This is a genomic window from Brevibacterium sanguinis, assembly GCF_039528855.1.
Taxonomy (GTDB): Bacteria; Actinomycetota; Actinomycetes; order Actinomycetales; family Brevibacteriaceae; genus Brevibacterium; species Brevibacterium sanguinis.
In genome coordinates this window covers 21,541-40,040 of the sequence record NZ_BAAAMB010000013.1, presented here as the reverse complement: position 1 = coordinate 40,040, position 18,500 = coordinate 21,541, and the positions used below count along the sequence as shown (strand labels likewise).

The 18,500-nt window shown below is 65.7% G+C and carries 29 protein-coding genes; 28 read left to right on the top strand and 1 reads right to left on the bottom strand.

Annotation, left to right across the window (positions count from 1 at the left end; all coding sequences use genetic code 11):
- Positions 1-33 precede the first annotated feature (33 nt).
- From ABD154_RS14350 to map, 27 genes are all read left to right on the top strand, one after another.
- Positions 34-1,344 (top strand): extracellular solute-binding protein, encoded by a 1,311-nt coding sequence (locus tag ABD154_RS14350; RefSeq protein WP_211977968.1) that lies wholly within the window; start codon positions 34-36, stop codon positions 1,342-1,344.
- 47 nt (positions 1,345-1,391) lie between these two features.
- Positions 1,392-2,234 (top strand): carbohydrate ABC transporter permease, encoded by an 843-nt coding sequence (locus tag ABD154_RS14345; RefSeq protein WP_211977967.1) that lies wholly within the window; start codon positions 1,392-1,394, stop codon positions 2,232-2,234.
- Between the two features lie 4 nt (positions 2,235-2,238).
- A complete protein-coding gene (locus ABD154_RS14340; protein WP_198500914.1) occupies positions 2,239-3,075 on the top strand; it encodes a carbohydrate ABC transporter permease in 837 nt (278 codons plus the stop codon).
- 40 nt (positions 3,076-3,115) lie between these two features.
- Positions 3,116-4,375: an ABC transporter ATP-binding protein gene (locus ABD154_RS14335; RefSeq protein WP_211977966.1), complete on the top strand. Its 1,260-nt coding sequence runs from the start codon at positions 3,116-3,118 to the stop codon at positions 4,373-4,375.
- Between the two features lie 344 nt (positions 4,376-4,719).
- The gene (gene rpsJ / locus ABD154_RS14330; protein WP_009379191.1) at positions 4,720-5,028 is read left to right on the top strand and encodes a 30S ribosomal protein S10; all 309 of its coding nucleotides are present in this window, start codon (positions 4,720-4,722) and stop codon (positions 5,026-5,028) included.
- Positions 5,029-5,039: 11 nt separating this feature from the next.
- A complete protein-coding gene (rplC, locus tag ABD154_RS14325; protein ID WP_137826113.1) occupies positions 5,040-5,714 on the top strand; it encodes a 50S ribosomal protein L3 in 675 nt (224 codons plus the stop codon).
- Between the two features lie 5 nt (positions 5,715-5,719).
- A complete protein-coding gene (gene rplD, locus ABD154_RS14320; RefSeq protein WP_211977965.1) occupies positions 5,720-6,373 on the top strand; it encodes a 50S ribosomal protein L4 in 654 nt (217 codons plus the stop codon).
- Positions 6,370-6,669, top strand: coding sequence for a 50S ribosomal protein L23 (gene rplW / locus ABD154_RS14315; protein WP_009379194.1), 300 nt, complete (start codon positions 6,370-6,372; stop codon positions 6,667-6,669). Before rplD ends, rplW begins: the two co-directional genes overlap by 4 nt.
- A gap of 30 nt (positions 6,670-6,699) precedes the next feature.
- Positions 6,700-7,536 (top strand): 50S ribosomal protein L2, encoded by an 837-nt coding sequence (gene rplB, locus ABD154_RS14310; protein WP_137826115.1) that lies wholly within the window; start codon positions 6,700-6,702, stop codon positions 7,534-7,536.
- 15 nt (positions 7,537-7,551) lie between these two features.
- Positions 7,552-7,833 carry a 30S ribosomal protein S19 gene (gene rpsS, locus ABD154_RS14305; protein ID WP_113905439.1) on the top strand — a complete coding sequence of 94 codons (282 nt, stop codon included), beginning with the start codon at positions 7,552-7,554 and terminating at the stop codon, positions 7,831-7,833.
- A 40-nt stretch (positions 7,834-7,873) separates the two neighbouring features.
- Positions 7,874-8,260, top strand: coding sequence for a 50S ribosomal protein L22 (gene rplV, locus ABD154_RS14300; protein ID WP_137826116.1), 387 nt, complete (start codon positions 7,874-7,876; stop codon positions 8,258-8,260).
- Positions 8,260-9,075 carry a 30S ribosomal protein S3 gene (gene rpsC / locus ABD154_RS14295; protein WP_137826117.1) on the top strand — a complete coding sequence of 272 codons (816 nt, stop codon included), beginning with the start codon at positions 8,260-8,262 and terminating at the stop codon, positions 9,073-9,075. Before rplV ends, rpsC begins: the two co-directional genes overlap by 1 nt.
- A 3-nt stretch (positions 9,076-9,078) precedes the next feature.
- Positions 9,079-9,495 carry a 50S ribosomal protein L16 gene (rplP, locus tag ABD154_RS14290; RefSeq protein WP_009379199.1) on the top strand — a complete coding sequence of 139 codons (417 nt, stop codon included), beginning with the start codon at positions 9,079-9,081 and terminating at the stop codon, positions 9,493-9,495.
- A gap of 2 nt (positions 9,496-9,497) precedes the next feature.
- Positions 9,498-9,749: a 50S ribosomal protein L29 gene (gene rpmC / locus ABD154_RS14285; RefSeq protein ID WP_137826121.1), complete on the top strand. Its 252-nt coding sequence runs from the start codon at positions 9,498-9,500 to the stop codon at positions 9,747-9,749.
- A complete protein-coding gene (gene rpsQ / locus ABD154_RS14280; RefSeq protein ID WP_140955548.1) occupies positions 9,749-10,036 on the top strand; it encodes a 30S ribosomal protein S17 in 288 nt (95 codons plus the stop codon). The genes rpmC and rpsQ overlap by 1 nt, the downstream gene beginning before the upstream one ends.
- 149 nt (positions 10,037-10,185) lie before the next feature.
- Positions 10,186-10,554: a 50S ribosomal protein L14 gene (gene rplN, locus ABD154_RS14275; protein ID WP_137826777.1), complete on the top strand. Its 369-nt coding sequence runs from the start codon at positions 10,186-10,188 to the stop codon at positions 10,552-10,554.
- 2 nt (positions 10,555-10,556) lie between these two features.
- Positions 10,557-10,925 carry a 50S ribosomal protein L24 gene (gene rplX, locus ABD154_RS14270; RefSeq protein ID WP_137826776.1) on the top strand — a complete coding sequence of 123 codons (369 nt, stop codon included), beginning with the start codon at positions 10,557-10,559 and terminating at the stop codon, positions 10,923-10,925.
- Entirely contained in the window at positions 10,925-11,494 is a 570-nt protein-coding gene (rplE, locus tag ABD154_RS14265) for a 50S ribosomal protein L5 (protein WP_137826775.1), read from the top strand. The genes rplX and rplE overlap by 1 nt, the downstream gene beginning before the upstream one ends.
- Positions 11,495-11,563: 69 nt before the next feature.
- Complete coding sequence (rpsH, locus tag ABD154_RS14260) at positions 11,564-11,962, top strand: 30S ribosomal protein S8 (protein WP_137826774.1); 399 nt, start codon at positions 11,564-11,566, stop codon at positions 11,960-11,962.
- 17 nt (positions 11,963-11,979) lie between these two features.
- Positions 11,980-12,516, top strand: a complete 537-nt coding sequence (gene rplF / locus ABD154_RS14255; RefSeq protein WP_137826773.1) for a 50S ribosomal protein L6 — start codon at positions 11,980-11,982, stop codon at positions 12,514-12,516.
- A 2-nt stretch (positions 12,517-12,518) separates the two neighbouring features.
- The gene (rplR, locus tag ABD154_RS14250) at positions 12,519-12,899 is read left to right on the top strand and encodes a 50S ribosomal protein L18 (RefSeq protein WP_137826772.1); all 381 of its coding nucleotides are present in this window, start codon (positions 12,519-12,521) and stop codon (positions 12,897-12,899) included.
- Positions 12,896-13,561 (top strand): 30S ribosomal protein S5, encoded by a 666-nt coding sequence (gene rpsE, locus ABD154_RS14245; protein WP_232623529.1) that lies wholly within the window; start codon positions 12,896-12,898, stop codon positions 13,559-13,561. Before rplR ends, rpsE begins: the two co-directional genes overlap by 4 nt.
- Positions 13,561-13,743, top strand: a complete 183-nt coding sequence (gene rpmD, locus ABD154_RS14240; protein ID WP_198498209.1) for a 50S ribosomal protein L30 — start codon at positions 13,561-13,563, stop codon at positions 13,741-13,743. The genes rpsE and rpmD overlap by 1 nt, the downstream gene beginning before the upstream one ends.
- A 1-nt stretch (position 13,744) precedes the next feature.
- Positions 13,745-14,197, top strand: coding sequence for a 50S ribosomal protein L15 (gene rplO, locus ABD154_RS14235; RefSeq protein WP_137826771.1), 453 nt, complete (start codon positions 13,745-13,747; stop codon positions 14,195-14,197).
- Positions 14,198-14,501: 304 nt separating this feature from the next.
- Positions 14,502-15,803, top strand: coding sequence for a preprotein translocase subunit SecY (secY, locus tag ABD154_RS14230; RefSeq protein WP_198498210.1), 1,302 nt, complete (start codon positions 14,502-14,504; stop codon positions 15,801-15,803).
- A gap of 35 nt (positions 15,804-15,838) precedes the next feature.
- The gene (locus ABD154_RS14225; protein WP_198498211.1) at positions 15,839-16,405 is read left to right on the top strand and encodes an adenylate kinase; all 567 of its coding nucleotides are present in this window, start codon (positions 15,839-15,841) and stop codon (positions 16,403-16,405) included.
- Positions 16,402-17,235 carry a type I methionyl aminopeptidase gene (gene map, locus ABD154_RS14220; RefSeq protein WP_211977964.1) on the top strand — a complete coding sequence of 278 codons (834 nt, stop codon included), beginning with the start codon at positions 16,402-16,404 and terminating at the stop codon, positions 17,233-17,235. The genes ABD154_RS14225 and map overlap by 4 nt, the downstream gene beginning before the upstream one ends.
- Positions 17,236-17,284: 49 nt before the next feature.
- On the opposite strand, the gene ABD154_RS14215 is transcribed toward map, so the two are convergent.
- Entirely contained in the window at positions 17,285-17,524 is a 240-nt protein-coding gene (locus ABD154_RS14215) for a hypothetical protein (RefSeq protein ID WP_198498213.1), read from the bottom strand.
- Between the two features lie 58 nt (positions 17,525-17,582).
- Between ABD154_RS14215 and ABD154_RS14210 the strand changes: the two genes are divergently transcribed.
- Positions 17,583-18,467, top strand: a complete 885-nt coding sequence (locus tag ABD154_RS14210) for a PaaX family transcriptional regulator (RefSeq protein WP_344251499.1) — start codon at positions 17,583-17,585, stop codon at positions 18,465-18,467.
- The last annotated feature ends 33 nt before the right edge of the window (positions 18,468-18,500 follow it).

Here is an 18,500-nt window from a genome sequence, read left to right as displayed (position 1 = left end):
ACATGTGCAACGCTGCAGAGTGGCAGGTGAGCGATGACGGAGAAGGCAAGGAAGCACCGACCGTGGCGACTGGCGCTGGCCGGCGGCGCGCTGCTCGGTCTCGTCGCAGTCACCGGCTGCAGTGCGAACACCTCGACACCGACCCTGACGTGGTACATCAACCCCGACAACGGGGGACAGGCGACGATCGCCGAACAGTGCACGGCCGAGGCCGACGGGGCGTACCGGATCTCGACGAGCCTGCTGCCCAACGATGCACCCAGCCAGCGCGAGCAGCTCATCCGCCGCCTCGCCTCGGCGGACTCGTCGATCGACATCATGAGCCTCGACCCGGTCTACGTCGCCGAGATGGCCAACGCCGACTACCTCGCTCCCGTCCCCGAGGAGTACATCGGGGAGTTCACCGACGGGGTCATTCCCTCCTCGGTCGAATCCTCCACCCGGCAGGACGTCCTCGTCGCCGCCCCGTTCTGGGCCAACACCCAGCTGCTGTGGTACCGCAAATCCGTCGCCGAGGCGGCCGGGCTCGATATGTCCCAACCGGTGACCTGGGACGAGATCATCGATGCCGCCGAGGGTCAGGACAAGCGCGTCGGCGTGCAGGGCATCAGGGCCGAGTCGCTGACGGTGTGGATCAATGCGATGGTCGAATCCGCCGGCGGGCAGATCGTCGAGAACCCCGACGCCGATTCGCCCGACCAGGTCACCCTCGGCCTCGACTCCGAGGCCGGTCGGAGTGCTGCGGGCATCATGGAGCGGATCGCCGAGACCGGCGTCGGCGGCCCCGCGCTGTCGAACCTCGACGAGAACGGGGCGATGCTCGAATTCCAGAGCGACGACGGCGGCTTCATGGTCAACTGGCCCTTCATCTACTCGGCCTCGCAGGCCGCCGTCGAGGACGGCAGCCTCGACCAGGCGGTCCTCGACGACATCGGGTGGACCCTCTACCCCCGCGTCGACGAGGGGCAGGAATCGCGGCCGCCGCTGGGCGGGATCAACCTCGGCGTCGGTGCCTTCTCGGAGAACCCGGACCTCGCCTTCCAGGCCGTCGACTGCATCCGCTCACCGGAGAAGCAGTCCGCGTACTTCCTCACCGACGGCAACGCCCCGTCGAACCTCGCCGCCTTCGACGACCCGGAGGTGCAGGAGGCGTTCCCCGCGGCACCGGTCATCGCCGAATCGCTCCAGGTCTCCGCCGCCCGGCCGCTGACGCCCTACTACAACGAGGTGACCGGCGGAATCCAGAAGTCGTGGCACCCGCCGGAGGCGGTCCGTCCGGACTCCACGCCCGCGCGGTCCCAGGAATTCATCCTCGAGATCCTCAAGGGGGAGAGGCTGCTGTGAAAGCAAAGGTGTCGAACCGGCAGCGCGGTGAGACGAGACTCGGGTGGATGCTCTCGGCCCCCGCGGTCATCATCCTCCTCGCCGTCACCGGCTATCCCATCCTCCAGGCGGTGTACTTCTCGTTCTTCAACTACCGGATGACCGACCCGGACAACCGCTACGTCAACTGGGGGCAGAACTACCTCGTCATCCTCACCGATCCGCTGTGGTGGCAGACGGTCGGGGTGACCCTGCTGCTCACGGTCGTCACTGTCGCCGTCGAACTCGTCCTCGGGTTCGCGCTCGCGCTCGTCATGCTCAACGCGCTGAAAGCAGTGCGGCCGTGGGTGCGCACGGCCATCCTCATCCCCTACGGCATCATCACCGTCGTCGCGGCGTTCTCCTGGAAGTATGCCTTCGACCTCGGCACCGGCTTCGTCGGCACGTGGCTGTCGATGCCGGCCTTCGACTGGTTCGGCGACTTCTGGTCCTCGTTCATCGTCATCTGCGCCGCGGAGATCTGGAAGACGACGCCGTTCATCTCCCTGCTCCTCCTCTCCGGTCTCGCGCAGATCCCCAGCGACATGCTCGAGGCGGCGACCGTCGACGGCGCGACCTGGTGGCAGCGGATGTGGAAGGTGATCATCCCGAACATGAAGGCGGCCATCATGGTGGCGCTGCTCTTCCGCACCCTCGACGCGTTCCGCGTCTTCGACTCCGTGTTCGTCATGACCGCCGGCGCGCAGAACACCGCGACGGTCTCGTTCCTCACGTACAACCAGTCGATCGGCCAGCTGCAGCTGGGCATGGGCTCGGCGCTGTCGGTGCTGCTCTTCCTCAGCGTCGCCCTCATCTGCTTCATCTTCATCAAGTTCTTCAAGGTCGACCTGGCCCAGGCGAGAGGTGAGTGAGACGATGTCCGGCCGCAAGCACACCGTCTGGTGGATCGTCATCAGCCTCGTCGTCGCCGTCTACGCGCTCTTCCCCGTCGTGTGGATCGTCTCCCTGTCGCTGAAATCTCCCGGCGACATCGCGAACAAGCAGTTCTGGCCCACCGCGATCGACTGGTCGAACTACGAGCTGATCTTCACCGGGGCCGCGAAGGACCTCTTCCTCCCCGCGCTCGTCAACTCGATCGGGATCTGCCTCATCGCCACCGTCATCGCCGTCGTCCTCGCCACGCTCACGGCCTACGCGGTGGCCCGTCTCGACTTCCCGGGCAAGAAGCTCATCCTCACGATGGCCCTGGCCGTGTCGATCTTCCCCGTCATCTCGCTCGTCACCCCGCTGTTCCGGATCTGGTCGGCGATCGGGCTCTACGACACGTGGGCGGGCCTCATCATCCCGTACCTCTCGCTCACCCTGCCGATCTCGATCTGGACGCTTGCCGCATTCTTCCGCCAGATCCCGTGGGAGCTCGAGCAGGCCGCGCAGGTCGACGGGGCGACGAGCTTCCAGGCCTTCCGCAAGGTCATCGTGCCCCTGGCCGCCCCCGGCGTCTTCACCACGGCGATCATCGCGTTCTTCATCGCGTGGAACGACTTCGTCTACGGGATCTCGCTGACCTCGACCTCTGCGGCCCGACCGGTGCCCGCGGCCCTGTCCTTCTTCACCGGCGCCAGCCAGTTCGAAGAGCCCGCCGGCGCGATCTCCGCGGCGGCGATCATCGTCACGATCCCGATCATCATCATCGTCCTGCTCTTCCAGCGCCAGATCGTCTCCGGTCTGACCTCGGGAGCCGTCAAGGGATGAGCCCCACGCCCACCACCCCACACCAGCGGAGTTGAGAACCATGTCCGAGATCGAACTGCGGAACATCATCAAGCGCTACGGCGACGGGTACCCCGCGATCAGCGATGTCAGCCTGCGGATCGCCGAGGGCGAGTTCGTCATCCTCGTCGGCCCCTCGGGCTCGGGCAAGTCGACCCTGCTGCGGATGATCGTCGGCCTCGAGGACATCACCGAGGGCGACCTGCGCATCGACGACGAACGCGTCAACGACTCCGCACCCCGCGAACGCGACCTCGCCATGGTGTTCCAGAACTACGCCCTCTATCCGCACCTGACCGTCGCCGAGAACATCGCGTTCCCGCTCATGCTCGCCAAGGGGCAGTACTCGAAGGAGGAGATCGACGAGCGGGTCAACCGGGCGGCGACGCTGCTCGAACTCCGCGACCACCTCGACCGCAAACCCGCGAACCTCTCCGGCGGGCAGCGCCAGCGGGTGGCGATGGGCCGGGCGATCGTCCGCGACGCGAAGGCGTTCCTCTTCGACGAGCCGCTGTCGAACCTCGATGCGAAGCTGCGCATCCAGATGCGCACCGAGATCTCGCGGATGCAGCGCAACCTCGGCGTCACCACCGTCTACGTCACCCACGACCAGACCGAGGCGATGACCCTGGGCGACAAGGTCGCGGTGCTGAAGAAGGGCGTGCTCCAGCAGTACGCGAGCCCGCAGGAGCTCTACGACGAGCCCGTCAACCTCTTCGTCGCCGGCTTCATCGGGTCGCCGCCGATGAACTTCCTGCCGGTGGAGAACGTCGACGGGCGGCTCCGCTCCCCGTTCGGAGAGTTCAGCCTCCCGGCCGCCGAGGCGGAGAAGCTGCGCGGCGCCCCGCAGTACCTCGTCGCCGGCATCCGGCCCGAGGACTTCCATGATGCGGCGACCCTCGACGAGGCGAAGCGCGGCGGGGGAGCGCTCCTCAGCGCCGAGGTCGATGTCACCGAATGGCTCGGCAACGAGGTCTACGCCTACATCCCCTTCGAAGCGGAGCCGGCGGTGAGGAAGGCACTTGAGGAGCTCGACCGCGACCTCGACGGCGAGGGCGCGCGCACGCAGGTCGTCGCGGTCCTCGACCCGTCCACCTCGGTGCGCGAGGGCGATACCATGGAACTCTGGTTCGACCCGGCCAAGGTCATGGTCTTCGATCCCGAGACGGGAGAGAACCTCACCCGCGACCCGGAGAACGCGCAGCGCCTCGCCGCGGAGTCCGAAGCCGCCCGCCAGCGGGCCCTCGAGCGGGCGAAGTCACAGCAGGCGGCCAGCGTCTGAGACTTCACTCACAAGCACAACCCCCGGAATTGCGCGGATGCACGCGGCTGTGAAAAGATAGTCAGGTTGCGTTCTGGGTGTTGACCCCTGCACTGCGGCCTTCTGGCCGCGAACAGCCCGGAACACTATCGGATCGATGAATCTGCGAAATCGCGGGTTCGGACCGAGCAGCCAATGAGTAGAAGCGCCGTCGGCCCTGACAGATGAGAAGCGAGAGCTTCGTCCGCCAGGATCAGCCGACACGCCCGACCTCGGGGGTCGGTCATGGTCAGCCGGCACAGACCCCTGTCGCATCCGCGGCGGGAGGTTGATGGCCGGAAGGAACAAAAGAAAGAGACGACGCCATGGCGGGACAGAAGATCCGCATCCGGCTCAAGTCGTACGACCACGCTGTGATCGACAGTGCTGCGCGAAAGATCGTGGACACCGTCACTCGCGCTGGTGCGACTGTTGTGGGCCCGGTGCCGTTGCCGACGGAGAAGAACGTGTACTGCGTCATCCGTTCGCCGCACAAGTACAAGGACAGCCGTGAGCATTTCGAGATGCGCACGCACAAGCGTCTGATCGACATCGTCGATCCGACGCCGAAGGCCGTCGATTCGCTCATGCGTCTCGACCTCGCCGACGACGTCAACATCGAGATCAAGCTCTAAGGGAGGGAAAAATGGCGAACACTCGTTCCTCAGCTCTCCCGACCACCCGCAAGGTCAAGGGCCTTCTGGGTACCAAGCTGGGCATGACCCAGGTGTGGGATGAGCAGAACAAGCTCGTGCCGGTGACCGTTGTGGCCACCGGAAACAACGTTGTCACCCAGATCCGCGACGAAGAGACCGACGGCTACCCGGCCGTGCAGATCGCCTTCGGCGAGATCGACCCGCGCAAGGTCAACAAGCCGACCGCTGGTCACTTCGAGAAGGCCGGCGTGACCCCGCGCCGTCACCTCGTCGAACTGCGCACCGCTGACGCCGGCGAGTACTCGCTGGGTCAGGAGCTCGGTGTCGACACGTTCGAAGCCGGAGTCAAGGTCGACGTCACCGCGAAGACCAAGGGCAAGGGCACCGCTGGTGTCATGAAGCGCCACGGCTTCTCCGGTGTCGGCGCCTCGCACGGTGCTCACCGCAATCACCGCAAGCCGGGTTCGATCGGTGGAGCAGCTACGCCTGGTCGCGTGTTCAAGGGCATGCGCATGGCCGGCCGCATGGGTGCCGTCAAGCACACCACCCAGAACCTCACGATCCACGCCGTGGACACCGAGAACAACTTCCTGCTCATCAAGGGTGCCGTTCCCGGCCCCAAGGGCGCCGTCGTTCTCGTTCGCTCGGCTTCGAAGGAGGCCTGAACGACATGACTGATGTCAAGACAGTCGACGTCGTCGATGCCACCGGTGCGAAGACCGGTTCCGTTGACCTGCCTGCCGAGGTCTTCGGCGTGGCGACCAACGTGCCGCTCATCCACCAGGTCGTCGTCGCACAGCTCGCAGCTGCCCGCCAGGGCACGCACAAGACCAAGACCCGCTCCGAAGTTCGCGGCGGCGGTCGCAAGCCCTACCGTCAGAAGGGAACCGGCAACGCCCGTCAGGGTTCGATCCGCGCTCCCCAGTACAACGGCGGTGGAATCGTGCACGGTCCGGTGCCGCGCGACTACTCGCAGCGGACCCCGAAGAAGATGAAGGCCGCCGCTCTGCGCGGAGCCCTCTCCGACCGCGCACGCCTCGATCAGGTCTTCGTCGTGAAGAACCTCATCACCGGCGACGCCCCGTCGACCAAGCAGGCGAAGCTCGCTCTGGGCGGCCTCTCCGATCGCAAGAACACCCTCGTGGTGCTCGACCGTGACGACGAGCTCACCTACCTCAGCGTTCGCAACCTGCCGCACGTGCACGTGCTCACCTCCGACCAGCTCAACACGTACGACGTGCTGGTCGCCGATGACATCGTGTTCACCGAGGCAGCTCTTGCCGCGTTCCTGGGCGGAAACCGCAATTCGGAGGACGCATCATGAGTCTCAACTTCAAGGATCCGCGCGACATCATCATCGCGCCGGTCGTCTCGGAAAAGACCTACAGCCTGATGGACGAGGGGAAGTACACCTTCATCGTCGATCAGCGCTCGAACAAGACCGAGATCAAGAACGCCATTGAATCGATCTTCGATGTGCAGGTCGCCAAGGTGAACACCCTGAACCGTCAGGGCAAGCGCCGCCGCACCCGCACCGGTTGGGGAAAGCGCAAGGACACCAAGCGTGCCATTGTCGCCCTCAAGGACGGATCGATCGACATCTTCGGTGGATCGCTCTAAGCGATCCTTCGCATAAGAAGGACAAGACTCATGGGAATTCGCAAGCACAAGCCGACGACCCCGGGCCGCCGTGGCTCGTCGGTCGCCGACTTCGTCGAAGTGACCCGGTCGACGCCGGAGAAGTCGCTTCTGCGCCCGCTGCCCAAGCGCGGCGGCCGCAACAACCAGGGACGCGTGACCACTCGCCATCAGGGCGGCGGTCACAAGCGCCAGTACCGTGTCATCGACTTCCGCCGCCACGACAAAGATGGTGTCCCGGCGAAGGTCGCACACATCGAGTACGACCCGAACCGCACCGCGCGCATCGCCCTCCTGCACTACGCAGACGGTGAGAAGCGCTACATCATCGCCCCGCAGAACCTCAAGCAGGGCGCTCAGGTGGAAGCCGGACCGGGTGCAGACATCAAGCCGGGCAACAACCTCGCCCTGCGCAACATCCCAGTCGGCACCGTCGTGCACGCCGTTGAGCTGCGCCCCGGTGGCGGAGCCAAGATCGCCCGTTCTGCCGGCTCGTCCGTGCAGCTCGTCGCGAAGTACGGCCGTTTCGCTCAGCTGCGGATGCCTTCGGGCGAGATCCGCAACGTCGACGCCCGCTGCCGTGCCACGGTCGGCGAGGTCGGCAACGCCGAGCAGTCGAACATCAACTGGGGCAAGGCAGGTCGCATGCGCTGGAAGGGCAAGCGCCCGTCCGTGCGTGGTGTCGTCATGAACCCGATCGACCACCCGCACGGCGGTGGCGAGGGCCGGACCTCGGGTGGTCGTCACCCGGTCAGCCCGTGGGGTCAGCCAGAAGGCCGCACTCGCCGGCCGAAGAAAGAGAGCGACAAGTACATCGTGCGCCGTCGCCGGACCGGCAAGAAGCGCTGATTGGAGTACTGACTTATGCCTCGTAGCCTCAAAAAGGGTCCTTTCGTCGATGAGCACCTGTACCAGAAGGTCGCTCGTCAGAACGAGAAGAACACCAAGAACGTAATCAAGACCTGGTCGCGTCGCTCGATGATCATCCCGGACTTCCTGGGACACACCATCGCCGTTCACGACGGACGCAAGCACGTGCCGGTCTTCATCACTGAAGCGATGGTCGGGCACAAGCTCGGCGAGTTCGCACCCACACGGACGTTCCGTGGCCACGAAAAGGACGATCGCAAGGGTCGCCGCCGCTGAGGCGGGGGACCAGCGATCTCAGACAGGAGAGAAGGAAGCGATGGAAGCCAAGGCTAAGGCGCGTTACCTGCGCGTCACGCCTCGCAAGGCTCGGCGCGTCATTGACCTCATTCGTGGTCAGCAGGCAACCGAAGCACTTGCAGTGTTGAAGTTCGCCGAGCAGTCGGCGTCCGACCCGATTTACAAGCTCGTCGCCTCGGGCATCGCGAATGCGCGTGTCAAGGCCGACGAGGAAGGTCTCGCGTTCGACGAGAACGACCTGGTCATCTCGGAGGCGTTCGTCGACGAGGGACCGACCATGAAGCGGTTCCGCCCGCGTGCTCAGGGACGTGCGTTCCGCATTGAGAAGCGCACCAGCCACGTCACCGTGGTCCTGGCCAGCGGAGACGACCTGCCGCAGCAGAAGAGCCGGAAGGGGAACCGCTGATGGGCCAGAAGATCAATCCGAACGGATTCCGACTCGGAATCACCACGGACCACAAGTCGAAGTGGTTCGCTGACTCGACCAAGCCGGGGCAGCGCTACAGCGACTACGTGCTCGAAGATGTCAAGATCCGCCAGATGATGACCAAGGGCCTCGAGCGGGCCGGCATCTCGAAGGTCAACATCGAGCGCACCCGTGACCGTGTCCGCGTGGACATCCACACCGCCCGTCCGGGCATCGTCATCGGACGCCGCGGTGCCGAGGCCGACCGCATCCGCGGTCAGCTCGAGAAGCTCACCGGCAAGCAGATTCAGCTCAACATCCTTGAGGTGAAGAACCCGGAGATCGACGCTCAGCTCGTCGCTCAGGGCGTTGCCGAGCAGCTCGCCAGCCGCGTGGCCTTCCGCCGCGCGATGCGCAAGGCGATCCAGAGCGCCCAGCGCGCCGGTGCCAAGGGCATCCGCGTGCAGTGCTCGGGCCGCCTCGGCGGTGCTGAGATGAGCCGGTCGGAGTTCTACCGCGAAGGCCGTGTGCCCCTGCACACGCTGCGCGCGAACATCGACTACGGATTCCACGAGGCGCACACCACCTTCGGACGCATCGGCGTCAAGGTGTGGATCTACAAGGGCGACATGACCGACAAGGAGCTTGCCGCCGAGCAGGCGAAGGCTCCGGCAGCGCGCGGCCCCCGTGGTCGCGGTCGCGGCCGCGGCGGTCGTGGACGGGGTCAGGAAGGCGGAGCCCGCCGGAACGACTCGGCCCGCACGACTGAGAACAACGCTGAGGCCCCCGCGGCTGAGGCCGGAACGGAGGGCTGAGACATGTTGATCCCTCGTCGAGTGAAGTACCGCAAGCAGCACCACCCCAAGCGGGGCGGCGCCGCCAAGGGTGGCACGACGGTGGCCTTCGGTGACTACGGCATCCAGGCTCTCGAGCCGGCCTACGTCACCAACAGGCAGATCGAAGCCGCACGTATTGCCATGACGCGCTACATCAAGCGCGGTGGCAAGGTGTGGATCAACATCTACCCCGACCGACCGCTGACGAAGAAGCCCGCCGAGACCCGCATGGGTTCCGGTAAGGGCTCTCCCGAGTGGTGGGTTGCCAATGTCAAGCCGGGACGGGTCATGTTCGAACTCGCCGGTGTGTCCGAGGAAGTTGCTCGTGAGGCGCTGCGCCTGGCGATCCACAAGCTTCCGCTCAAGGCCCGCATCGTGGCCCGCGAAGGTGGTGAGTGAGCATGGCGATCGGTTCGAAGAACCTGTCCATGGACGCGCTTGACGGTTACGACAACGAGCGTCTGGCGGAAGAGCTCAAGAAGGCCAAGGCCGAGCTGTTCAACCTCCGCTTCCAGTCGGCCACCGGCCAGCTGGAGAACCACGGCCGCCTCAAGGCCGTGCGTCGCGACATCGCTCGTATCTACACCGTGCTCAATGAGCGGGAGCTGGACATCCGTCCGAACCCCGCTGACGCCAAGGAAGAGGACAAGTGATGGCAGACACGACCAACACCGAGGCGACGTCTGTCGACCGCAACTCCCGCAAGACTGCGCGTGGCTACGTCGTCTCCGACAAGATGGACAAGACCATCGTCGTCGAGATCGAAGAGCGCAAGAAGCACCGCCTCTACGGCAAGGTCATGCGCAAGTCGGTCAAGCTCAAGGCCCACGACGAGGAGAACACCGCCGGCATCGGCGACCTCGTCCGTGTGGCTGAGACGCGTCCGGTTTCGGCCGCGAAGCGCTGGCGGCTCGTCGAGATCATCGAACGCGCCAAGTAATCCAGCGTTCGCCCCTCCCTCCCGGTCCCGCCCATGGCCTGAGACTCTCAGGCCATGGGCGGCTACCGGGAACGGGGCGAGTATGTCAATGAATCCGTTCCGCAAGGCTCGCAGCGATGTGAGAACCAGCGCGACGACAGGAGAAAACAGTGATTCAGCAAGAGTCGCGACTCAAAGTCGCCGACAACACCGGAGCCAAGGAGATCCTGGCCATCAGGATCCTCGGCGGTTCCGGTCGGCGCTACGCCTCGATCGGTGACACCATCGTGGCCACCGTCAAGGACGCAATCCCCGGCGGCAACGTGAAGAAGGGTGACGTCGTCAAGGCCGTCATCGTTCGCACGGCCAAGGAGCGCCGCCGCCCGGACGGCTCCTACATCAAGTTCGACGAGAATGCAGCTGTCATTCTCAAGGCTGATGGGGAACCCCGCGGCACCCGCATCTTCGGACCCGTGGGACGCGAATTGCGTGACAAGAAGTTCATGAAGATCGTCTCCCTGGCACCGGAGGTGTTGTGAGCATGGCGAACAAGCTCAAGATCAAGAAGGGCGACCTCGTCCAGGTGATCGCAGGTGCCCGTCAGTCGCGCGGCGGCGATCGTGGGAAGCAGGGCAAGGTCCTTGCCGTCTACCCCGAGCGCAACCGCGTCCTCGTCGAGGGCGTCAACCGCGTGATCAAGCACAAGAAGGCAACGCAGACTCAGGCCGGCGGCACCGCCGGTGGCCGTGAGACTCACGAAGCCCCCATCCATGTGTCCAACGTGGCGCTCGTTGATCCCAAGGACAACAAGCCGACCCGCGTCGGATACCGCGAAGAGCAGGTGGAGCGCAACGGTCGCACCAAGACCGTGCGGGTCCGCTACTCGCGTCGCACCGGGGAGGAGATCTGATGACGGAGACAAGCACGAACCGTCCGGCGCCGCGCCTCAAGCAGGTCTACCGCGATGAGATCGTCGGTAAGCTGCAGGAGGAGTTCGACTACGCCAACCCGATGCAGGTTCCCGGCCTCACGAAGGTCGTCGTCAACATGGGTGTGGGTGACGCAGCGCGTGACTCGAAGCTCATCGAGGGCGCGATCAACGACCTCACCCTCATCACCGGCCAGAAGCCGATCGTGACGCGGGCGAAGAAGTCCATCGCTCAGTTCAAGCTGCGCGAAGGCCAGCCCATCGGCGCCCACGTCACCATGCGCGGAGCCCGGATGTGGGAATTCGTCGACCGGGTCATCTCGCTGGCACTCCCGCGCATCCGCGACTTCCGCGGACTCTCGGACCGCCAGTTCGACGGCAACGGCAACTACACCTTCGGTCTCACGGAGCAGTCGATGTTCCACGAGATCGATCAGGATCGCATCGATCGTGTCCGCGGTATGGACATCACCGTTGTGACGACGGCGAAGACCGACGATGAGGGACGGGCCCTGCTCCGCCACCTCGGCTTCCCGTTCAAGACAAAATAATCTCTACGTTGCAGGTCCAAGCGCGCATGCCGCGGGCGGAAACCGTAACGAGGAAGGGCACGAGCCCACATGACAATGACTGATCCAGTCGCAGACATGCTCACGCGTCTGCGCAACGCCAACTCGGCTTACCACGAGGACGTCAGCATGCCGTTCTCGAAGCTGAAGTCGAACATCGCCGAGATCCTCAAGGCCGAAGGCTACATCACCGGATGGAGCGTCGAAGACGCGACCGTCGGGAAGACCCTGCGCCTCGATCTCAAGTTCGGTCCCAACCGTGAGCGTTCGATCGCCGGCCTCCGCCGTGTGTCGAAGCCGGGACTGCGCGTCTACGCGAAGTCGACCAACCTGCCGAAGGTCCTCGGTGGACTCGGCATCGCCATCCTGTCGACCTCGTCGGGTCTCCTGACGGATCGCCAGGCCGCCAAGAAGGGTGTGGGTGGGGAAGTCCTCGCCTACGTCTGGTAAGGAAAGGGGAGAAGAGCATGTCACGCATCGGCAAGAACCCGATCTCCGTTCCGTCTGGCGTCGAGGTCAAGATCGACGGCCAGGATGTGGCCGTCAAGGGCCCCAAGGGCGAACTGTCCGTGACCATCGCCGAGCCGATCACCGTGTCGCTCGATGAGGGCACGGTCACCGTGGCCCGTCCGAACGACGAGCGCGAATCGCGGTCGTTGCACGGACTGTCGCGCACCCTGATCAACAACATGATCATCGGTGTCACCGAGGGCTACACGAAGGGTCTCGAGATCGTCGGCACCGGTTACCGTGTGCAGGCGAAGGGATCGAACCTCGAGTTCGCTCTCGGCTACAGCCACTCGATCACCGTCGAACCGCCCGAGGGCATCTCGTTCTCCGTCGAAGGACAGAACAAGGTGGCCGTCCACGGCATCGACAAGCAGCTGGTCGGCGAGACCGCTGCGAATATCCGGAAGCTGCGCAAGCCCGAACCCTACAAGGGCAAGGGTGTCCGCTACGCCGGAGAGAATGTCCGTCGCAAGGTCGGAAAGGCTGGTAAGTAGAGATGGCCTTTGGCAAGAAGGAAAGCTACGGCAAGGGCAGGGCAGCTGCTCGCAAGCGCCGTCACACTCGTTTGCGCAAGCATGTCAGTGGTACGGCCGAGCGTCCCCGTCTCTCAGTGACCCGTTCCACGCGCCACGTCTTCGTCCAGGTCATCGACGACACCGTCGGCAAGACCCTGGCCTCGGCCTCCACCATGGAAGCCGATCTGCGCGCACTCGAAGCAGATAAGACCGGCAAGGCACGCAAGGTCGGCGAGCTGGTTGCGCAGCGCGCCAAGGAAGCCGGCGTCGAGGCCGTCGTGTTCGACCGTGGAGGCAACGCCTACCACGGCCGTGTGCAGGCCATCGCCGAAGGTGCCCGTGAAGGAGGATTGGCGCTATGAGCGAAGAGAACAACGTCTCGCAGGAGACTGCTGAGAACCGCGGTTCCGACAACCGCGGCGGTGACAACCGCGGCGGACGCGGCCAGGGTCGCGGACGCGGCGAGGGTCGCGGTCGCGGCGGTCGCGGAGACCGCGAAGAGAAGAGCCAGTTCATCGAGCACGTCGTCACGATCAACCGCGTGTCGAAGGTCGTCAAGGGTGGACGTCGGTTCTCCTTCACCGCCCTCGTCGTCGTCGGTGACGGTGACGGCATGGTCGGCATGGGCTACGGCAAGGCGAAGGAAGTTCCCGCCGCCATCGCGAAGGGTGTCGAGGAGGCGAAGAAGAACTTCTTCCGCGTCCCCCGCATCCAGAAGACGATTCCCCACCCCGTCCAGGGTGAGGAAGCGGCAGGCGTCGTCCTGCTCCGTCCCGCCGCTCCGGGTACCGGCGTCATCGCCGGCGGTCCGGTCCGTGCAGTGCTCGACGCTGCCGGCGTCCAGGACATCCTGTCCAAGTCGCTGGGTTCGTCGAACGCGATCAACATCGTCCACGCTGCGATCAAGGCTCTCCAGAGCCTCGAGCGTCCCGAGGAAGTCGCGGCTCGCCGTGGACTGCCCGTCGACGAGGTCGCACCGCACGCGCTTCTGCGCGCGGCTGCTGAAAGCGGGGCGAAGGCCTGATGGCGAAGCTCAAGGTAACTCAGAAGAAGTCCGAGATCGGCGGCAAGCAGAACCAGCGCGACTCGCTGCGTTCGCTCGGCCTCAAGCGGATCAACGACGTCGTGGTGCACGACGATCGCCCGGAGATCCGGGGCATGATCAACGTCGTGCGTCACCTGGTGACAGTGGAAGAGGTGGACTGAAATGGCGAACAACGACGCACTGAAGATCCACGATCTCCGTCCGGCCCCCGGCGCCAAGACCGCGAAGACCCGTGTGGGTCGCGGTGAGGGCTCGAAGGGCAAGACCGCCGGTCGCGGAACCAAGGGCACGAAGGCCCGCTACCAGGTTCCGCACGGCTTCGAGGGTGGACAGACGCCGATGCACATGCGTCTGCCCAAGCTGCGTGGGTTCAAGAACCCCGCGAAGGTGACCTTCCAGGTCGTCAACCTCGACAAGCTGTCGGCTCTGTTCCCGGAAGGCGGCGACGTCACCGTCGCCGATCTGGTCGCCAAGGGCGCTGTGCGCCCGAAGCAGCCGGTCAAGGTTCTGGGCACGGGTGAGATCACCGTGGCGATCAACATCACTGCAGACAAGTTCTCGGGCTCGGCGCTCGAGAAGATCGCAGCTGCAGGCGGAAGCGCCACCGAGGCCTGAGTGCGGGCCCGCACACGCGGGCACGGCATCAGGACCCCGAGACGGAAGGGGCGGTCACACTGTGACCGCCCCTTTCGGCATCCCCGTACCCCGGCAGCGGGCATTGGGCACACCTGAGGAGAACCCGGGCGCCGCCTCGGCGAGACCCTCCTCACGATGGGACCCGAGACCGGCGCGAGACCGGGGGAGAGGGGCCCGCTCGGTTTCTGCCTGAGACCCGCACCCTGGTAGTCTTTTGCAGGTATTTGTCTCATTCGCCAGGTCGTGACAGCGACCCTGACTTCCATCCCCCTGAGGAGGACGCTTGATCGGCGCAATTCGGAGGGCCTTTTCCACGCCCGACTTGAGGAACAAACTCCTCTTCACCCTGGGCATCATCGTCCTCTTCCGCCTGGGCTCCTTCATCCCCTCGCCTGGCATCGACTACACGCAGGTCCAGCAGTGCGTGGCGTCCCCGCAGCTCAATGAGGGCGGGTTCGCGATGATCAACCTCTTCAGCGGCGGCGCCCTGCTCCAGCTGTCGATCTTCGCCCTCGGCATCATGCCCTACATCACGGCGAGCATCATCGTCCAGCTGCTCCGCGTCGTCATCCCGCGCTTCGAGGCCCTCCACAAGGAAGGCGCCTCCGGCCAGGCCAAGCTCACGCAGTACACCCGCTACCTCACGATCGGCCTGGCGATCCTCAACGCCACGACCCTCGTCGCGACCGTGCGCTCCGGTGCGCTGTTCGGTCAGATCGAAGGTTGCACGAACCTCATCACCAACGACACGTGGTGGGGCATCACCGTCCTCGTCATCACGCTCACCGCCGGCACCGGCCTCATCATGTGGCTCGGCGAGCAGATCACCGAGCACGGCGTCGGCAACGGCATGTCGATCCTCATCTTCACCTCGGTGGCGGCGGCCTTCCCGTCCTCGCTCGGCGCGATCCTCCGCGAACAGGGCATCGACGTGTTCCTCATCGTCATCGCCGTCGGCCTCGTCCTCGTCGCCCTCGTCGTCTTCGTCGAGCAGTCCCAGCGCCGCATCCCCGTCCAGTACGCCAAGCGCATGGTCGGGCGCCGGATGTTCGGCGGCACCTCGACGTACATTCCGATCAAGGTGAACATGGCCGGCGTCATCCCCGTCATCTTCGCCTCCTCGGTGCTCTACCTGCCGAGCCTCATCGCTCAGTTCTTCAACCCCGAGACGAACTGGGTCGAATGGATCAACACGTACTTCACCACCGGTGACCACCCGATCTACATCGCCGCCTACGCGGTGCTCGTCATCTTCTTCTCGTACTTCTACGTCGCGATCACCTTCAACCCGGAGGAAGTCGCGGACAACATGAAGAAGTACGGCGGCTTCATCCCCGGCATCCGGGCCGGACGTCCCACCGCGGAGTACCTGAGCTACGTGCTCAGCCGCATCAACTTCCCCGGATCGCTCTACCTCGCGTTCGTCGCGCTCATCCCGCTCATCGCCCTGGTTCTCATCAACGCGAACCAGAACTTCCCCTTCGGCGGCACCTCGCTGCTCATCGTCGTGGGTGTCGGCCTCGAGACGGTCAAGCAGATCGACGCGCAGATGCAGCAGCGCCACTATGAGGGCCTGCTCCGCTGATCCCACGGTCAGCGCATTTCTCCGGAAGGACAGATATGAGTTCACGCATCATCCTCATCGGCGCGCCCGGCGCCGGCAAGGGCACCCAGGCGGCACGACTCGCCGAGGCGCTCGACATCCCCGCGATCTCGACCGGGGACATCTTCCGCGCCAACGTCAAGGGCGAGACCGAGCTGGGCACGCTCGCGAAGCGCTACATGGACGCCGGTGAGTACGTGCCCGACGAGGTGACGAACAAGATGGTCGCCGATCGTCTCGCGCAGGACGACGCCGCGTCCGGCTTCCTCCTCGACGGCTACCCGCGCACCGCCGCGCAGGTCGCCGAACTCGATCGGATGCTCGAGGCCGGCGGCCACGAGCTCTCCGCCGTCGTCGAGCTCACCGCCGATGTCGACGAGGTCGTTGCCCGGCTGCTCGCCCGAGCGGAGAAGGAAGGCCGCAGCGACGACAGCGAGGACGTCATCCGCCACCGCCTCGACGTCTACGCCGAGCAGACGCAGCCGCTCACCGACATCTACCGCGAGCGCGGACTGCTCCGTGAGGTCGACGGCCTCGGTGAGGTCTCCGCGATCACCGATCGCATCCTCGACTCCCTGCGATGATCTTCGGTCCCCGGATCGAGCTGAAGTCGCCCGCGCAGCTGAAGAGCATGCGGGCGGCCGGCGCGGTCACGCGGGCCGCGCTCGACGCCGCCCGGGCCGCCGCGGTGCCGGGCGCGACGACCGCTGAGGTCGATGCCGCCGCGGAAGCGGTCATCGCCGAGGCGGGGGCGACGTCGAACTTCAAGGGCTACCAGGGCTTCCCGGCGGTCCTGTGCATCTCCGTCAATGAGGAGATCGTCCACGGTATCCCCGGGCAGCGCGTGCTCGAGCCGGGCGACCTCGTCTCGATCGACGGCGGTGCGATCGTCGACGGATTCCACGGGGATTCCGCCTTCACGATGATCGTCGGCGGGGACGCCGCGGGCACGGCGGCCGACCGGGCCCTGTCTGCCGCGACCGAGCGGGCCATGTGGGCCGGGATCGCGGCGTTCGCGACGGGCACGAAGGTCAGCGACATCGGGGATGCCATCGACGACTATGTCACCGAGGCGGCTCCCGACCTCGGTCTCGTCGAGGAGTTCACCGGTCACGGCATCGGCACGTCGATGCACATGCCGCCGGAGGTCCTCAACTACCGCGCGAAGTCGAACGGTCCGAAGATCAGGCCGGGCATGTGCCTGGCGATCGAGCCGATGCTCACGGCCGGCAGCCCGGAGACGGTGACCCTCGCCGACGACTGGACGGTCGTCACCGCCGACGGCTCTCGGGCGAGCCATTGGGAGCACAGTGTCGCCCGGCACGACGGCGGAGTGTGGGTGCTCACCGCACCCGACGGCGGGGCCGCCGAACTCGCCGAGTTCGGGATCACCCCGGTGCCGCCGGGGCAGTGAGCGCAGTGCCGTCGCGGTGCGACGGCATCCGGGTGAGGGGAGTGGGGCCTCAGCTGCCGACCGTGGTCCCGCGCGTCGAGGCCGCGACCCCGAGGTACGTGGCGACGAAGACCCCGGAGAACGTCATCAGCCCGAGGGCGAACATCCACACGGCCGTCTCGAGGATCTCGGCACCGAAGATCTGGAAGAGGCAGAAGGCGATGAATGCGGCCGCTGAGCCCGCGAGCAGACCCGTGATCTTCGCCGTCGAATAGACCCGCTGCCTGCGCTCGAACCTGTCGTTGTCCATGATCATTCGTCCCTTCTCATCAGCCCTGGTGGGATGGCTCTCACGGTAGGATTGAGGCATGAGCGACGTCCAACTTGCCACGAAACGTAGGCGAGATGTGGGCGATCGCTATCGGCTGACGCGGATCGCCTTCGACGTCGTCTCCGTCTTCGGATGTCTGCGGGCGAGCGGGGTGCCCGGCCCGATCATCGTGCGCATCCTCGCCGACCACGGCTATTCGGCCTCGAGCGTGCGCAACCAGCTCACCCGCATGGCCCAGCGCGACCTCATCTCCCTCGAGCGCTGCGGTCGCGTCACCCAGTACCGGCTCAGCCCGCGGATCCTCGCGCAGTTCCGCGACATCAGCGGCGACCGCGAACTGCCGGAGTTCACCGGCCGCTTCCACGCCGCCCTCTACACGATCCCCGAGACCTCTCGCCCCCTGCGCGACCGCTTCCAGTACGTCGCGCGCATGCTCGGGTACCGGCAGCTGCGCGCCGGGGTCCTCATCGGATTCGCCGATCGCAGCCACGCTCTGCGCGCCCAGCTGCCGGGCGACATCGACGGCGGCTGGTACGAGTGCACGCAGATCGTTCCCGCCGACCACGCCGCGGCGAAGCGGATGACCGCGATCGCCTTCGAACTCGCCGGTGCCCGCCGGCAGATCGAGGAGTTCGAGGTCGAGATCAGCCGCCTCGGCGGGCCGCGCGACAAACCGGGGGCAGGTCTGCCGGAGCTGCCGATCGGCCGGTTCTTCGACCTCTACTACCGGGTCGGGCGCGCGGTCATGGAGAACCCGCTGCTGCCGGCGGAGATCGTCGGGTCCGAGCAGCCCTCGCAGCGCTTCCGGACGTTCATGGACCGCTGCAACCTCGAGTACTATCTCCGCTACGACCAGCAGGTGCGGGAGGCGGCGGCGGAGAACGCGGCCTTCGACCTCATCGAATGGCTGCCGGAGGGCTGAGGCTGCGACACCGCTGGCCTGACGGCTGGGTGC

Bases quoted from the DNA above. Each gene is read 5' to 3' on its own strand.
- ABD154_RS14350 (WP_211977968.1), top strand. From the start codon at position 34: ATGACGGAGAAGGCAAGGAAGCACCGACCGTGGCGACTGGCGCTGGCC.
- ABD154_RS14345 (WP_211977967.1), top strand. From the start codon at position 1,392: ATGCTCTCGGCCCCCGCGGTCATCATCCTCCTCGCCGTCACCGGCTAT.
- ABD154_RS14340 (WP_198500914.1), top strand. From the start codon at position 2,239: ATGTCCGGCCGCAAGCACACCGTCTGGTGGATCGTCATCAGCCTCGTC.
- ABD154_RS14335 (WP_211977966.1), top strand. From the start codon at position 3,116: ATGTCCGAGATCGAACTGCGGAACATCATCAAGCGCTACGGCGACGGG.
- rpsJ (WP_009379191.1), top strand. From the start codon at position 4,720: ATGGCGGGACAGAAGATCCGCATCCGGCTCAAGTCGTACGACCACGCT.
- rplC (WP_137826113.1), top strand. From the start codon at position 5,040: ATGGCGAACACTCGTTCCTCAGCTCTCCCGACCACCCGCAAGGTCAAG.
- rplD (WP_211977965.1), top strand. From the start codon at position 5,720: ATGACTGATGTCAAGACAGTCGACGTCGTCGATGCCACCGGTGCGAAG.
- rplW (WP_009379194.1), top strand. From the start codon at position 6,370: ATGAGTCTCAACTTCAAGGATCCGCGCGACATCATCATCGCGCCGGTC.
- rplB (WP_137826115.1), top strand. From the start codon at position 6,700: ATGGGAATTCGCAAGCACAAGCCGACGACCCCGGGCCGCCGTGGCTCG.
- rpsS (WP_113905439.1), top strand. From the start codon at position 7,552: ATGCCTCGTAGCCTCAAAAAGGGTCCTTTCGTCGATGAGCACCTGTAC.
- rplV (WP_137826116.1), top strand. From the start codon at position 7,874: ATGGAAGCCAAGGCTAAGGCGCGTTACCTGCGCGTCACGCCTCGCAAG.
- rpsC (WP_137826117.1), top strand. From the start codon at position 8,260: ATGGGCCAGAAGATCAATCCGAACGGATTCCGACTCGGAATCACCACG.
- rplP (WP_009379199.1), top strand. From the start codon at position 9,079: ATGTTGATCCCTCGTCGAGTGAAGTACCGCAAGCAGCACCACCCCAAG.
- rpmC (WP_137826121.1), top strand. From the start codon at position 9,498: ATGGCGATCGGTTCGAAGAACCTGTCCATGGACGCGCTTGACGGTTAC.
- rpsQ (WP_140955548.1), top strand. From the start codon at position 9,749: ATGGCAGACACGACCAACACCGAGGCGACGTCTGTCGACCGCAACTCC.
- rplX (WP_137826776.1), top strand. From the start codon at position 10,557: ATGGCGAACAAGCTCAAGATCAAGAAGGGCGACCTCGTCCAGGTGATC.
- rplE (WP_137826775.1), top strand. From the start codon at position 10,925: ATGACGGAGACAAGCACGAACCGTCCGGCGCCGCGCCTCAAGCAGGTC.
- rpsH (WP_137826774.1), top strand. From the start codon at position 11,564: ATGACAATGACTGATCCAGTCGCAGACATGCTCACGCGTCTGCGCAAC.
- rplF (WP_137826773.1), top strand. From the start codon at position 11,980: ATGTCACGCATCGGCAAGAACCCGATCTCCGTTCCGTCTGGCGTCGAG.
- rplR (WP_137826772.1), top strand. From the start codon at position 12,519: ATGGCCTTTGGCAAGAAGGAAAGCTACGGCAAGGGCAGGGCAGCTGCT.
- rpsE (WP_232623529.1), top strand. From the start codon at position 12,896: ATGAGCGAAGAGAACAACGTCTCGCAGGAGACTGCTGAGAACCGCGGT.
- rpmD (WP_198498209.1), top strand. From the start codon at position 13,561: ATGGCGAAGCTCAAGGTAACTCAGAAGAAGTCCGAGATCGGCGGCAAG.
- rplO (WP_137826771.1), top strand. From the start codon at position 13,745: ATGGCGAACAACGACGCACTGAAGATCCACGATCTCCGTCCGGCCCCC.
- ABD154_RS14225 (WP_198498211.1), top strand. From the start codon at position 15,839: ATGAGTTCACGCATCATCCTCATCGGCGCGCCCGGCGCCGGCAAGGGC.
- map (WP_211977964.1), top strand. From the start codon at position 16,402: ATGATCTTCGGTCCCCGGATCGAGCTGAAGTCGCCCGCGCAGCTGAAG.
- ABD154_RS14215 (WP_198498213.1), bottom strand. From the start codon at position 17,524: ATGGACAACGACAGGTTCGAGCGCAGGCAGCGGGTCTATTCGACGGCG.
- ABD154_RS14210 (WP_344251499.1), top strand. From the start codon at position 17,583: ATGAGCGACGTCCAACTTGCCACGAAACGTAGGCGAGATGTGGGCGAT.